Genomic DNA, 16,743 nt, shown 5'->3' with positions numbered 1-16,743 from the left:
AATCTGGCTAGAAATTGAAATTCACTTCTTCATCTGCAGCTTCATCCGTTATTTCCCTGACACGATCAAGTTCGATATCATAGATCAATGTATCCGGCTGTTCTGAAATGATCTCAAGAATCTTCACATAATCTTTGGCGATATGCTCTGCTGTGTTGGGCAAGAACAAGCTCGTATTATATTCCAAAATAAATTCGATCGTACCCTCCCGCTCAATCGCATCCAGTGCCAGATCAAACCTTGAAACCCCACTGTCATAATCGAATAATGTGCCTTTGAAAGCCTCAATCTCTCCGGTGTACATCCCTACATTTTGCAGTGCAAAATACACATCGAACAGGGGGTTCCTGCTCGGATCGCGTGTACTGTTCACAAGCTGTACAATCCGGTCGAATTGACAATCCTGGTGTGCAAAAGCCGATAACGTACGCTGCTTCACGTCCAGAAGTAACTCTCTGAATGAGTCATCAGGCACAGGTTCGTTTCTCAGGACAATTGTATTCACGAACATGCCAATGGTGGCATCAAAGTTACCCTGTTGGCGACCCGTTACAGGCGAACCGATGAGTATATCACTCTGGTTCGTATATTTATGCAACAGGACATTTAAGGCAGATAAGAGCAACATGTATAGCGTGGTTCCTGTACGTGCTCCGAGCTTGGCTATACGAGCAGTGAGTACGCCGTCGGCATAAAAAGTCATTTTGGCTCCATCATAGGTTTTTCGATCAGGCCGTGAAAAGTCTGTTGGAAGTTGCAGTGTGGGCAATGGCCCTTTCAGCGTTTCCAGCCAGAAGGCTTCCTGTGATTTAATCGAATCCGATTGCTGATAATGGTTGCTCCATTCCGAGTAATCCCTATACTGATAAGGAATATCCGGCAGGGGTGAACCACTGTACATTGACGTAATTTCGTGCATCATATTGTCCATCGACATACCATCTGTAACCAAGTGATGCACATCGAACATCAACAGATGACGACCGTCATCCAACGAACCGACAATCATGCGAATCAGCGGTGCCGCTTCCAGATCAAACGGTTGGACAAACTGCTTCACTACATCCTCCACTGCTTCCGTTCCACGAATGACATCTGGCAACGTTTCGATCGAAAAATCCACGTTCTCGTGAATTCTCTGAATCGGCTCTCCTTGTTCCCAGTGAAATGATGTACGGAACGATTCATGGCGCTGAATCAGAGTGTTGATATAACCATTCAACGTGAAAGGGTCAAAATTCCCCTCCATAATCAACGCCTTGTTCAGGTTATAGCTGATGTTGTCCGGGTCCTGAGTACAAAGGTAGAATATCCTTTTTTGAGCTGATGAAAGTGGATATTCTTCTTTGGCTTCTGCATGAGGAATGGACTGTTGTCCCACTGTTGCATTCTCCACATCGACCAGAGATTGCAGGTGCACTCCCAGTCCCCAGATCGTCGGATATTGCAGCACATCCGAAGGATTAACCTGTATCCCCGTTTCCCTGTATATATCCGATGCCATCTTGAGTCCAATAATGGAATCACCGCCATATTCGTAAAAATCATCATAGAGATCCATTTCTGTCAGTCCCAAATGAAGTGACCAAATCCGGGATAACATCTGTTCCATGGCTGTATATTGACCATCATTGCGGCCGTGTAACGAGACTTCTTTTTTCAGCGTTGCCTTTCTCATCTCCACTTCAGCAATCACGCTGGCACTTTGATCCTGAATCGTGTTGTATACTTCCTCCGACATCATCATTGGCATGTCACCTACGTAGGCCATATATTCCGAGTCATAATTCAGTTCGCCGATGATAGACCGATGCACTTTACGCTGAAAAGCCTGGTCAAAGGCCTTTAATGCAGACTTTGTTAAAACAGACTTGAACACCATGTCGTCATTTACGCCAAAATCTTTGGCCATCCCGGTCTCTTTCCAGGCCACCCAATTGATCGTTAATGTTCGTCCACCCCTGCGATTGCGATACGCTGCATAAGCATCCAGATAGCTATTCGCTGCTGAGTAATCTCCTTGACCCGGAGAGCTGAATAATGTTGAAGTGGTTGAGAACAGAACAAGAAAATCCAGAGAGTCGTGGGCTGTTGCCTGATCCATATTCCAGGTTCCCTGGACTTTCGGAAGCAACACACGGTTAAAGGTCTCCGCATCCTTGGACGCAAGGAATCCTTCACCAGCTACCCCTGCCCCATGAACAATGCCATCCACTTTGCCATACTGCTCTCTGATGTTCTCGATGAGTCTTGATACTTGTTGAAGATCACCTGTATCCACGCTGTAAAGACCTACTGTGGAACCTTTGTTCTCAATCGATTGTATCCATCTAATTTTGTTGCATTGTTCCTGATCCTTGTTATTCTCCAAAATGGCTGGCCATGTTTCCCGATCAGGGAATTCCGATCTGCCTGCAAGAATCAAGGTAACGTTGTGTTTGTTAGCAAAATGTTCTGCAAACGCTCGACCAATGCCGCCCATTCCACCGGTGATCAGATAGACCCCCTGCTCCTTAATGGTTACATCGGAGAGCTCAGCTCCCAACAGATCTGTTTTCCCAAACTCTTCCACATATCGTTGACCATTCCGATAAGCAGTGGAGTAGAAAACATCATCTGCATTCATTGCATTAAGCAAAATAGGAATAGCGGTGTCATCATCTATATCCATGACTTTGCATTCCAGCTGAGGATGCTCTTGTCCAATCGCTTTGCCCAAGCCAAACATCGTTGCATATTCAGGAGCAAGGTGTAATTCGTGGCCGCTAACTTCGTTAACATACTGGGATAACAGAACAATGCGCATTCGATTTCGCAATCCTGCACCTGCAATGGCTTTCGTGAGGTAAAACAAGCTATGCACACCTTGGGATAAGGCATCCTCCAGTTCCTTCGGACTCTCGGGTGCTGTATGACCATTTATGGTAAAGGTGTGAATAATCTGATCTATTCTGTGATTCTTCGTAGCCTTCAATAATTGCAGAAACTGATCCTCCGAACCATCGATCTGATAATGAACCGGAGAGATCTTCGCATATGTTGCACCAAGAGTAACTTCAATTACATGTGCCCCACGTTCAGTAAGTTCCCGCGAGAGACTGTCACATAACGGAATTGTCCCCTTCAAAAGCAAGACGGTTTGCGGATTCGGAATAAGCCTCTCAGGATTTTTCGCTTCCACCCAGCCAATGGTGTAATGCATTGTTGGTTCTTCCTTCTGCACAACGGATGATTGAACCGCAACTCGTTCGGGAATATCAATCCAGCAACGATTACGCTCGTAAGGATACGTTGGAAGATGGAGCCGGAAGGTTTCCTCTTCTGCATACAATCTTGACCAATCAATGTTGGCTCCCTCTGTATAAAGAATCGATATTTCCTCCAAGTGCTGATCTTCCCATCCGTGGTCGTTAATGAGATTCAGTACCCTATCTGATTTCTCGTTTAGTTCACGAAGTTTTCGTTCCGTCAATTCGCCAACACCAGGCTCCTTCGTCTCGGGAACCATCCGATGTTCAGATGCATAAGCAACGGGCGGTTTAATCTCGCTAAACGGGCATTCACGCAGCTTGTCCAATCGGGCTAACAGCTCTTCTTTGTCTTTAAAAGCAATGGCGATACGCAACTTGTAGTGTCCTCTTCCCTGAGCAGCTGTTCCGCACAGGCTTAACAAATCCAGTTCATCGTAACTATCGAGATAATCATGATAAGCTGCGATCAATCTGGACAGAGAGTCTTTACTTTTGGCGGAAAGAGGCAAAATATAAGGTCTGCGTTCCTCAGCTTGGACAAATGTTTGTACAGGGGCCTCTTCCAGGATAACGTGACAATTGGTTCCACTAATCCCAAACGCGCTGATCCCACAACGTCGCGGTCCTTCCTCGGAATGCCAAGTACGCAGACGGGTATTCACAAAGACCGGTGAATTGGAAAATTCAATCATTCGATTAGGTCGATTAAAGTACAGCGTCGGAGGAAGCTTTTTCTCACGCAGTGCCATAACCGCCTTCACCAAACTAATCACTCCAGCAGCCTCCGAAGAATGCCCCAAGTTGGTCTTGATGGAACTCACCGCACAGAACTGCTTGCGATCTGTGTAGCTCGACAGTGCATCGGATATGCCCTTAATTTCAATCGGATCTCCCAATGTCGTGCCCGTGCCATGTGTTTCAATGTAGGTGATTGTCTCCGGTTCAACTCCTGCATCCTCCAAAGCAGATATAATCACCTCTGTTTGAGATGCCGGATTAGGTGCCGTGATGCCTATTGAACTGCCATCCTGATTCACAGCCCCGCCTTTAATTACAGCATGGATCGAATCATGGTCATCCAATGCCTGCTGAAGTGATTTCAGCAGTACCACTGCAACCCCTTCTCCAATACCTGCTCCATCTGCTTCATCATCAAAAGCTTTGGAGCGATGATCTGTAGACTCAATGCCAAGTTTCATATTTTCATCATCCACCGGGCACAGATTAATCTTGATTCCGCCAGCCAGTGCATAATCACATTGTCCACTACGAATAGCTTTGCAAGCCATGTCTACAGACACCAATGAAGATGAACAGGCCGTATCAATAACCATGCTTGGACCCTTTAGATCCAATAAATATGAGATCCGCGCAGACATCATGGCTGTCAGATTACCCACCATGGAGCTTGAACCGCTCCCAGGATCAACTTCATATAAGAGACGTGCATACAGATCTCGCAAGGTTGCCGCATATCCAAGATATACGCCCGTTTTACTACCACTCAATCTGGTGCCGCCATACCCTGCATCCTCAATTGCAGTCCACGCAGCTTCAAGAAATAATCGCTGATTGGGATCCATAAGACTTGCTTCCTTGGGCGATAACCGAAAGAAACCTGCATCAAACTTGTCTATGTCTTCCAGATACGCGTTCTCGTTGTATTTCATCTGTGTCTGGTCATGACCTGTGAACGCAAAATGCTTGTCAATATCCACTTTTCTCGATTCCGGAAACGACCGAACCAGATCCGTGCCGTTGACGAGATGCGCCCACAGCTCCTCAGGTGTGGAAGCAAGCGGCACATTCACAGCCATGCCGATAATCGCAATATCTCCATCTCGTTCCGCCGCAGTACGCTTCTTGAGATGCATCGCTGGAGAAGGACGCTGTTCCTCCTTCTTGTTTTTTCCACCGATAAATTTTGCGAGATGATGAACATTCGAGTATTCGAACAGATCCGTAACATTAATGGCTCCTGGAAAAATCCGCTCAATCTCACTCTGAATTTTCATCAGCAGAATAGAGTCCGCACCTAGTTCAAAGAAGTTGTCGTGAATATCGATTTGATCAAAACCCAATATTTTTCTGCAACATTCGGCTACACGTTTTTCCGTATCACTAAACTCTTCGTTGAGACTTCCTGTCAAACTCACTTCTCCTGCTGGATTTGTCGCTGCACTCTTTGCTTTGGTCGCTTTTTCCTGCTTCTTTTTCTCCTTGAATAGTTCAATTTGCGCAGTCAGCACAGGAGATAGCATCACCCCTGATTTTTCGAGCAGGAAGACCCCACCGTTCTCATAATTGAGATAACCTACAAGTGCTCTCGGTACATTATGAGATAACACCTGCTCGAACCCTTCAAGAGCCTTACCGGTTGGCAGCGTCTTAAAAATGGTATCGATTGTGAACCCACCTTCGAGGGCCATACCGGTTTCTTTCCAGGTCGTCCAGTTCACCACATGTGTCCTTCTGCCGAGCTTGTTCCGATATTCCCCGTAGGCATCCAGATAAGCATTGGCTGCGGTATAATCTCCTTGAACGGCTCCGCTAAACATCGTTGCTACCGAAGAAAACAGAATAAAGAAATCCAGATCATCCGAATGGGTAACTTCATCCAAAATACGTGTACCCATAACCTTAGGATTGAAGATGCTTTTAAACTGGTCATCCGTACGATTCATTAATAAGTCGGATCTTCCGATTCCCGCGCCATGGATAACCCCCCGAATCTTCCCGTGACGTTGACGCAGCTCTTCTACAATTGGAACTATCTCTTCTTTTTTGGAAATGTCAGCGCTGTATATTTCAACGGTAGCTCCCATATTTTCAATATCAAGCACTCCCTGAATCTTTCGGCATAACGACTGATCCTGCTGTGCTTCCAAAATTGCTTCCCATGTTTTCCGGGGTGGAAAGGCAGTACGATTAATCCAGGCCAGATGTACCTTGTCCCTGCCAGCCAAATATTTGGATACTTCAATCCCGATACCTCCGGCTCCACCAGACACAAGATATATCCCTTCTGAATGAAGAGCTGGAAATTGTCCGTTGTTACTGTCCGACTCTGCAACAGGCTGGAGTGTACCGAATGACTGAACATACCGTTTTCCGTCTCGAATGGCGGTAAGGAAGTGATCTGTTTTTCTGAAAACAGACTCTGCACTCCCCTTGCTCCATAGCTTATCTTCCAGGTCGATAACTCGACATTGTATGTTCAGATGCTCCTTGCGTATGACCTTGGCAAGACCTTCTAGGGGTGCGAGCTCAGGTCTAAGAGCCTTTTCTTTGCCTGTGACATGATGGACACATTGGGTCAAAATCACCATATCCATATCATAATCAATACCATGTCTGTTCAATGAACGAACCAGATACAGCAGGCTGTAAACGCCGCGTTCCTGCGATTCATTCAACTCCACCAGATTCTGAACAGTAGTGTCGGAAGCAAAGGTAGGTGCGTAGATGACCTGTGACCATGATTTTGAATCCAAAGCATTGACTAAAGAATCAAAATCGACCTCTTTGGAACCAATTCGAAAATCAGTATCGTCCCTCTGTTCGAAGTAATCTCCCGGGCAAACCCTAATGACGTCCTTGCCCGATTGTTGCAAAAGCAATGCAAGGTCAGCCCCGACTTTATCATCAGCCGTAAAGAGTACAACTCTCTCGCTTGAATGAACTTCGTTATCCTCGTACTCTCCCTCAAGCTCATGCCACGTAAGAGAAAACAATCCGTTGTCAGGGTGGACACTCTCTTCTGCTGGTCTGCTTCCCATGTCAATCCAGCATTTCTGTGGATCAAAAGGATAACCCGCCAGAGGTACGGTCTTCGTAGACTTGCCCTCATACAGACGCCACCAGTCCACGGATGCCCCTTGCACGTAAAGAGTACACAGGCGCCCCCAGTCGAATGTAGCCTTATTCATCTGGTTCAATTCTTGTCTGACCTCTTCACTTAACGCACGAACGTTTTTCTGGGTAATATCATGTACCCCTGAAACTTCCCGATTGTCGCTGATCAGTCGGTGTTCCCCATAATGAAACCATGGTGCTGTGAACGTGTGAAAGTCTCCAGATATAACCTGGGTTAGCTTAATGCGCAAATCCTCCAAATGTTCAGCCAAAATGATTACTCGGTGAGCATAATGTCCGCGACATGCATTGGCTGTTCGACACACATCCAGTAATGAATACCTGTCAGGGAAGGCAGATACTCCGTCCAGATACTGTTTCATCAGGATTTGAATTCCATTAACTGATCCCGCAGACAACGTGAATGGATGAACACCCGTATGCCCATCATGCGTAACGGTCAGTGTGGCCTGTACAGGAGCTTCTTCCAGCACTATATGACAATTCGTTCCGCTCAAACCAAATGTGCTTATCCCGCATCTACGCGGATCAGCACCTCGCTCCCACTCTCTTAACCTTGTATTGACATAGACGGGTGAATTCCCAAAATCAATATTCAGGTTTGGATAATTAAAATGAAGGGAAGGCGGGAGTTTCCGATGATACAATGATAAAAGTCCCTTGATCAGACTGGCCATCCCTGCTGTTTCATACAGATGCCCGACATTGGTTTTGACCGAACCGATTGCACAAAATTGCTTTTTATTCGTATATTTTCGAAAAGCACGTTCCAGCCCCTGAATCTCGATAGGGTCACCCAGATTCGTTCCTGTTCCATGAGTTTCAATATAGGCCAGGGATTCCGGATGGATACCTGCTCGCTTCCACGCTTCCTCGATTACTTCGGATTGAGCAACCGGATTGGGGGCCGTGATGCCCATGGACGTTCCATCCTGATTCAAGGCGATGCCTTTGATTACACCATAGATGTGGTCTCCATCCTTCTGAGCCTGACGAAGCGGCTTCAAAATTACTGCAGCCACACCTTCACCCATACCGGAACCATCTGCTTCTTTATCAAAAGCTCTTGTCCGGTAGTCGGTGGATTCAATCCCAATCTTCAGAAAATCATTATCCACTGGCAAAATATCCAGCTTAACTCCTCCGGCAATCGCCATGTTGCAATCCCCGTTCATCAGCGATTTACAAGCCAGATAAACGGATACTAGCGAGGACGAACAAGCAGTATCCACTACCATGGTCGGTCCTTTTAGATTAAGCAGATACGAGATGCGGGTAGGAAGCATTGACGCGATATTTCCAGTCATCGCAATAGACAACTCTTCCGGATTAGTATCCTTGATCATTTCCTTATAGTTGTTGCTATTGGCAAATCCGGTAAAGACGCCGGTATTGCTTCCTGCAAGCCTTTGCCCGCCGTAACCGGCATCTTCGATGGCATGCCATGCCGTCTGCAAAAATAAACGATGACAAGGGTCCATCAGACTGGCCTCTTTTGGCGAGAGACGGAAGAACTTATAGTCGAATTGATCCACTTCATCCAGAAAAGCACCATCCAGATATTGAAGGAATTCGTCTGAATATCCGCTTAGTCTGAGGTACTCATCCGTTACAGATTTTCGATCAGATGGATAATCGCCTATGCAATCAATCCCCTGCTCAACAATGTGCCAGTATTCCTCCGGGCGATTTGCATGGGGAAATTTAAGGCTCATGCCTATGACTGCTATATCCTCTTGATGATTTGCTTCTTCCTGCTTCAGCAGATTGATGACCTGAATCCCCGTCACTTTGTCAATTTTGCCGGAGGCTATGTTTTCAACAACATGTTTGTAGACTTTCTCCACAAGCTCACTCCCCTGGCCGTATTTCATCCAAACGATGAAGAATGTCTTCGACAGATACTTCCCCGTCCTGCAACTTGTCCAGCATATGGCTTAATGAGTCATTCCAATCTCCGTCCTGCTCTTCTGATGCGGATGTTATCGGTGCAGCTTGCAGGATATGTTGCTCATTGCCTGCAATGTAATTGCTGAGTTTGTCTACAGTTGTATATTCGAACAGATCTACCAGTTTGATCTTATTGGGGAAATGCCGATCCAATAACTCATGCATCTGGCCCAACATGATCGAATCTCCCCCTAATTCGAAGAAACTGTCATAAATATTGATTTCACTGAACCCTAGTACCGAACCGAAGATTTTGGCAATCAGATCTTCAGCATCGCTATATGCTCCTTCTCCTGTCCTGCCATCCAGAGTAACTTCTGCATAACCGGTCTGGTTCTGAGTTTCAGTAAAAACAGTCTTCTCATCAGTAGCGAGGGATTTCAGGTCATCAGATAATCTCACAGCAACACTTGACATCATGCCAAGCAATTTGCTTTCACGATTGATCTCGCCGACGATCACCCGGTTCAAGGTCATTCCCATCGCACGATCCAGCCATGCAATGCCCTGCTCCGTAGGAATGGCGGAGAATACGCCATCCACATTGATACCGTAACGAACGCCCATCCCCGTATCTCGCCATGTGTTCCAATTCATAGTTAGGGTTCGTTTCCCAAGCTTGTTTCGATATGCAGCAAATGCATCCAGGTATGCATTGGCAGCAGCATAGTCCCCTTGGCCCGGAGCAGCAAACACCGAAGAGATCGTGGAAAAGAGCAGGAAGAAGTCAAGATTATCCTCAAGCGTGACCTGATCAAGCGCCCATGTTCCTTGGACTTTGGGACCTGTCACCGCTGAGAACTGTTCCTCCGTCTTGCGCATCAGCATGCCTTCACCAGGTACACCGGCACTGTGGACTACGCCACGAATGGGACCGCAGGTATGTCGAAGTTCATCAAATACCTCACGTAGCCTATCCAGATGCCCGATATCCACTTGATAAAATGAACATGACGTTCCTTTCTTCTCCAGATCCATCACCCGATTTATTGTCTCGCACACTTCCCTGTCTCTGTTCTGATCAAGCCATTCAGTCCACTGGTCACGCGTCGGAAAAGGTGAACGGGCAAGCAAAGCAACATGTCCTGCTCCCTTGTCAGCCAAGTACTGGGCAACTTCCAGTCCAATGCCTTTCGTGCCGCCAGTAATCACATATACACCGTCATTTTGAATTGCTGGCGAATGGCCGATCACCGTTGTATCGTCCAAAGTCTCGAACTGCTCCTCATAACGAGTACCTTCCCGGTAAGCAACAAGATATAAATCAGACTTTCGGCCAATCTCTTGTAACACATCTTCAGCAGAGACAACATCATCCACGTCCAGAAACTTGCAGGATATGCCCATCAATTCCTGACCTACAACCCGTCCCATTCCCATAAAAGGAGCTTGTTGCGGCTGAAGGACACGTTCATTGCCTGTCACTTCGTTCACATAATCAGATACCAGCGTAAGGCTCAGTCCGCGTTCATAACCCACATGTGCCAGTGCCTGTGCAAGATACATCAGGCTGCGAGCCCCACGCTGCTGGGTCACCTCTAATTGTTCGATACTCTCAGGAAATACTGCTTGCTCAGTTGTTGACATATGGATAATATGTGTGAATTGATACTCAGATTGAAGATCGGTTAACAAATCCTCATACGCCTGTTTATTTGAATCAACGCCATACCATCCATCGTCTGGAGTAGAATCCTTTTGAAGTCCAATCTCTACTCTTACAACCTTCCGACCCGCAGCTAGTAATCTCTCATAGATCGATGCCGAAAGAGCAGTTTTTCCTGTGAACAATAATACATCTCCAGATTCGGATGACATCCATGATGTCCCATCGGTGGATGGCGTGTTAACCCAACGAATAACATGAAATGGTTGTTCCATATGTTCCACTTTTACCGGAGCGATGTCGGGTATGTCCAGCCAGTGTGTCTTACGCTCGAAAGCATACACCGGGAGCCGCACTTTACGAGGTGCCTGTCCGTCATTCCATAATAATGGTGGCAAATCTGCGCCCGCCGAATACAACTCATTAATTTTGACCTGCATGGATTCGTCCCTGTAGAGGCCGTTCTTCCACGCTAATGCGACTTCTTGAATTTCGGCGTTCAAATTTTCCTTCTGAACCAGAGTAAGATCATCCGGACGTCTAATCCCATCCGTACCTGATACCAATCGGTGTTCTCCATAACGATAGAAAACCTTGCCTGCTTCGCCCAGTTCAGACTCCCAAAAGTAGAGCCGGTTCAATTCATTCAAACGGGAAACAAGCTCCATTGTCGTATTCACTGCAAAAATTAATCGATGCGGATAATGACTGCGCCCAGCTTGGACCGTGTAACAAATATCCTGCAAATCCATTTGTAATAATTGCGGACCATATGCAACGTACCTTGTAACAAGTTGCTGCAAGCTCTCACGTGATTTGGCCGAAAGCATGAACATCTGTGGCCCAACGTGAGGAACATGGTCAGACAGTTCTTTATGGATATAGTCTGTCGGTGGCTCTTCCAGCACAATATGGGCATTGGTTCCGCTCATGCCAAACGCACTGACGCCAGCTCGCCGCGGATGGCCTTCAACCTCCCACTTACGAGTAACGGTGTTGACGTATATGGCAGAATCGTAAAACGGGATATTTTCATTGGGTCGATTAAAGTGAATCGTTGCAGGCAATTCCTTGTTTTTAAGTGCCAACGCAGTTTTGATCAACCCGACGATTCCCGCTGCTTCAAGCAGATGACCCATATTGGCTTTGACAGATCCAATCGCACAGAAATTTCGTTTGTCGGTGAACATACGGAATGCATTTGTCAAACTGTTTACTTCGATCGGGTCCCCTAAAGGTGTACCCGTCCCGTGGGCTTCCACATAACCAATAGTCGCAGGATCAATGCCGGCATCATCCCATGCTTTGCGAATCACGTCTTCCTGAGCCGCCGGATTTGGTGCTGTCATCCCGGCAGAACTGCCATCCTGATTGGATGCTGATCCCTTAATGACCGCATAGATTTGGTCGCCATCCTGTTTAGCTTTTTCGAGTGGTTTGAGCATGATTACACCAATGCCTTCGCCAAATCCCGTCCCTTCCGATTCCTCATCAAATGCACGAGTGATTCCATCCATGGATTCCATGCCTATTCCCATGCGTGTATTCGTGTGATGAATCGGCATAGTATGGATTTTAATCCCACCAGCTATGGCCATTTCACACTTGCCGCTACGAATCGATTGACAAGCGGCATCTACAGCAACGAGGGATGATGAACAGGCTGTATCTACGACCATCGATGGCCCTTTCAAGTCCAGCATATAAGATACTCTTCCAGAGGTAACTGCTGCTGTGTTGCCCACCATAGCGCTGGATAGCAGAGTCGGATTGGTTTCATAAATAAGGCGTGAATACATATCGCGAATATTCGGCGAGTAGCCAACAAACACCCCGGTATGACTTCCACTAATGTCTTCTACACAACCGGCATCTTCAACTGCTTCCCAGCATGCCTGCAGGAAGAGACGCTGATGCGGGTCCATCAGGCTTGCTTCCTTGGGAGACAAACGGAAAAAGGTACTATCGAACTTATCAATCTCATCAATATACGACCCTTCCACAAGAGCAACGCTGCCTTCAGGAAACTGTTTATATCGAATATAGCGATCAATGGCATCCTTTCGTTCTGCAGACAATGCGGTCCTGCAATCCAACCCGTTGCGAATATTGTCCCAGAATTCATCAGTGTTGTTGGCGTTAGGCAGTTTGACGGAAATGCCAATAATGGCTATGTCCTGTTCCGTTCCTTTCATCGTTGCATGATGTGTCATGTTGTTGCTTCCCTGGCGTTTATCTACCAGAAAACGGGCCAGCTTATAAACCGTTGCGTGCTCAAACAGGTCCGTAATCATAAGCGAACCTGGATCAAGCAGTTCCAATCTGGCATGCATCGTTTTTAACAAGAGGGAATCGGCTCCCAGTTCAAAGAAATTCTCATGGATGTTAATTTCCTCGAAACCCAATACCTGTCTGCAAACATCAGCGACACGTCGTTCTGCTTCGGTGTAATCCTCTTTTTCTTTTCCCGTGAGGATCACCTGACCCGTGCCATGTTGTGAAATTGATCGGGTAGAAGCCATATCTGCTATAGACCTGGTCGTAGACTTCATTCTCTTCAATCGTTCGAGCAAATGTGGAGCAACCCGAATCCCTGAACGTTCGAGTAAAGGAATGCCCCCACCATCTATGTTTAATTCTCCGATAATAACGCGTTCTACTTTTTGAGTAACAACGTCTGCGAGAGTATGGATCGCCTGTTCAGGCAAAATGGCCTTAAATATAGTATCCGCCGTAAAACCCGAGCGTGCTGCCATTCCCCGCTCCCTCCAGGTCACCCAGTTAATGGCGAGTGTGTGAAGTCCCTGCTTGGTTCGTTGTGCAGCGAACGTATCCAGGTAGGCATTGGCTGCAACGTAATCTCCCATCGTCAACGTGCTGAATGTTGTAGCGACAGAAGAACATAACAGCATAAAATCAGGCTGATCTTGTCGGGTAAGTTGATCAAGCAGCCATGTCCCCCTGATCTTGGGAGCCAACGTGCGCTTGACGTCATCTTCACTCTTCTGATCGGTAAACAGATCACTGCCCGTTCCTGCACAATGCACAATTCCACGTATAGAACCAAACGTTTTTCTGATATCATCCAACGTATGGGTAAGACGCATTTCATCGGATACATCTACGCTAAAATAAGTTACCATTGCTCCGAGACTTTCCATGGCATCTATTTCACGAATAATCTGCTGAACAGCAGTTAGGTCTTTCCCATTCTTACGAAGCATTGGCCATTGCTCTCTGTTGGGTAATTCTGTCCGTCCCAGTAGGACAATTCGTACCTTTGCCTGACCAGCCATCCATCTCCCAATCTCTGAACCTATGCCCCCTGCTCCACCAGTTATGATGTATACTCCATCTTCAACCAGTTGCCAGTCCCTATTTTCCTGAGTCTCCGTGTTCCATTCATCCAGCTGTTCAACATAACGAATCCCATTCCGATAGGCAGAATTCTCGTTGGAGATGCCTATGCCACCAACCAACTCCGGAATAGATTCAAGTGAACTATATTCATCTCTGTCAATGCACTGACAACGGATATGCGGATATTCCTTTCCTATAACGTTAGCCCAGCCGATCAAGGCAGCGTGCTCAGGGTACAGTTCCACTTCGTCCCCCGTCACTTGATAAGCAGTTGTCGTAGCAATTGATATTTCTACAGGGCCAGACACTGCTCTCTGCACAAGGGATTTGACCAGTCTGAACAGACTCAGAGGACCCTCTATTTCTGCCTGAGAAAGATCCGCCAGATTGTGTACCTGCGTTCTGGGCGTTGAGCTCAGTAGATGAATAACCCGGGTTATATCATTGAAAGGCAGTGCACCAAGCAGGTGATCATAAGCATCCTCTGAAGAAAGTTGCACTAGACCTGAGAGACCTTCCATAACAGCAACATCTCCGTCAAATGTCACGGATACCAGCTTTCGTCCCAGATTACGCAAGGTGGTTTGTAGCCTTTCGCCTTCAAGGTCTTTATCTTTTCGCAATATCAGGGTTATCCCATCATCAATTGGCTGCTGCGACTCATCGGGTTTGGGTAGTTCCAAAGAGTCCGCGATCCAGCGTGTTCTATACATGCTCCGAGCCATGTCATCTGTCTGGCGTTGATCCATGTCCGATTTCCAGTCCAGCCAGCATATGTTCGGTTCAAACTGGTATGAAGGAAGTGGAATTCTGCGCACAGACTTTTCTCTGTACAGATCCTCCCAACTCACATCGGCTCCCTGAACATACAAATCACAAATGGCCTCCAACAGCACTTGCTTCGGATGAAGATGAGGTTCAGCAAGCCATGCCTTGGCCTTCTGTCCAAGTAGTCTGGCCTCCTGCTCCGTGATTTCCCCTGTACTTCGCGTGGACTCCCCTGCACCCGCTGTTATAATCCGATGCATGCCTGTACGCACTCCGTTTATCTCGAGATCTGGACCCCCATTTGCGTCTGATACCAGCTTCAATTTTCTTTCCAAATCCTTGCGATCACTGTAAGTGATCGCAAGCCTTTGAGTATAGTGACCCCGTCCGGTATTAGCCGAAAATGATAGATCTGCCAGCGAAAGTTCAGGATCTGAAACGAGCAAGGCCTGATAGGCATGCACCAGCTTTGTTAAGCTGGCAGCACTTTTGGCAGAGATCGTCAAAATTTGCATATCCGGGATCGTTGCGGTATCTGCCCTGTGATAACGTGGCGGCTCTTCAACTACAATGTGACTATTGGTTCCACTTAGACCAAACGCGCTGACACCACATCTGCGTGGAGCTCCTTCGGCATACCATATTCTAGGGCGTGTGTTGAGATAGACCGGAGAATCTTCAAAGTTGATTTTTGAGTTTTGACGCTGAAAATGAAGTGTGGGTGGCATCATGCCTTCACGCATTCCCATAATAACCTTGAAAAGCGAAGCCATACCGGCTACACAATCCAAGTGGCCCACATTCGTCTTCACTGAACCGATAGCACAGAATTGTTTCTTGTTCGTAAACTTTTGGAAAGCTCTGCGAATGGCCTCAAACTCTATGGGATCTCCCATATCTGTCCCTGTACCATGTGTTTCAATATAATTTAGCGTCTCCGGGTTAATCCCCGCATTTTGCCATGCTTTCACCAGCAAATCTGTCTGTGAAGCGGTATTAGGCGCTGTGATGCCTACGGAAGTTCCATCCTGATTCACAGCACTTCCTTTAATGACTGCGTAAATATGGTCTCGATCCCTGAGTGCTTTGTTCAAAGGTTTGAGGATAATAGCAGCAGCGCCTTCACCCCACACCGTCCCATCCGAATCTGCATCGAACGCCTTCACTTTGCCATCTGGCGCTTCCACACCAAGCTTGTTCCCTTCATCCAGGGGAAACAAACGTATCTTTACGCCACCAGCGACAGCCAGATCACAATCTCCGTTTCGAATGGCCTGGGACGCGAGATGGATGGCTACGAGAGAAGATGAGCATGCTGTATCGAGACAAAGGCTCGGCCCCTTCAGATCCAGCAAGTAAGAAATCCGGCTAGCCAGAATGGAGGCCAGATTACCTGGAACTGCACTGGGATCTGCCTGCGGTTCCAAGTCAGTGATTAATCTTTTGTAGTCATATACTTCATCGTTACGAAACCCAACGTATACACCTGTGTTGCTTCCTTTAAGTTTACCGCCTCCATATCCCGAATTCTCAATGGCATGCCAGGCCGTTTCAAGAAACAACCGCTGATTGGGGTCCATGAGAGAAGCTTCACGGGGAGACAGGTTGAAGAAACGATAATCGAATCGGTCAATATGATTCAAAAACCCTGCTTTGGTATATGCGACCGACTCTCCCCGTGTCTTCATATAATAATCTGTGAAAGATTGTCGTTCTGCGGGAAAATCGCTGATACTGTCCACACCGTTAACCAGATTGCTCCAATATGTCTCGAGTTCCTCTGCACCCGGGAATCTGCCGGACATTCCAATAATGGCAATGTCCTTAGTCGAAACACTTTCGATATCGACCGATTCTGCCCCGGATTCCAGGAGATCATCCAGTTTAATACTTCCCATTAATCCTTTTCTCATTTTGCTCTCCTTTACAGTC

2 protein-coding genes are annotated in these 16,743 nt (G+C 47.0%); both read right to left on the bottom strand.

Annotated features, from left to right (window positions below; genetic code table 11):
* Window positions 1-7: 7 nt before the first annotated feature.
* A complete protein-coding gene (locus FE296_RS18340) occupies window positions 8-9,001 on the bottom strand; it encodes an SDR family NAD(P)-dependent oxidoreductase (protein WP_150365909.1) in 8,994 nt (2,997 codons plus the stop codon).
* Window positions 8,979-16,724, bottom strand: a complete 7,746-nt coding sequence (locus FE296_RS18335; protein ID WP_150365908.1) for an SDR family NAD(P)-dependent oxidoreductase — start codon at window positions 16,722-16,724, stop codon at window positions 8,979-8,981. The genes FE296_RS18340 and FE296_RS18335 overlap by 23 nt, the downstream gene beginning before the upstream one ends.
* Between the last annotated feature and the right edge of the window lie 19 nt (window positions 16,725-16,743).

Origin of the sequence: Paenibacillus sp. UASWS1643 (assembly GCF_008693195.1) — a bacterium.
GTDB lineage: Bacteria > Bacillota > Bacilli > Paenibacillales > Paenibacillaceae > Paenibacillus > Paenibacillus amylolyticus_B.
Note: the sequence above shows the minus strand (reverse complement) of the source record. Positions and strands in the feature narration are given on the sequence as shown.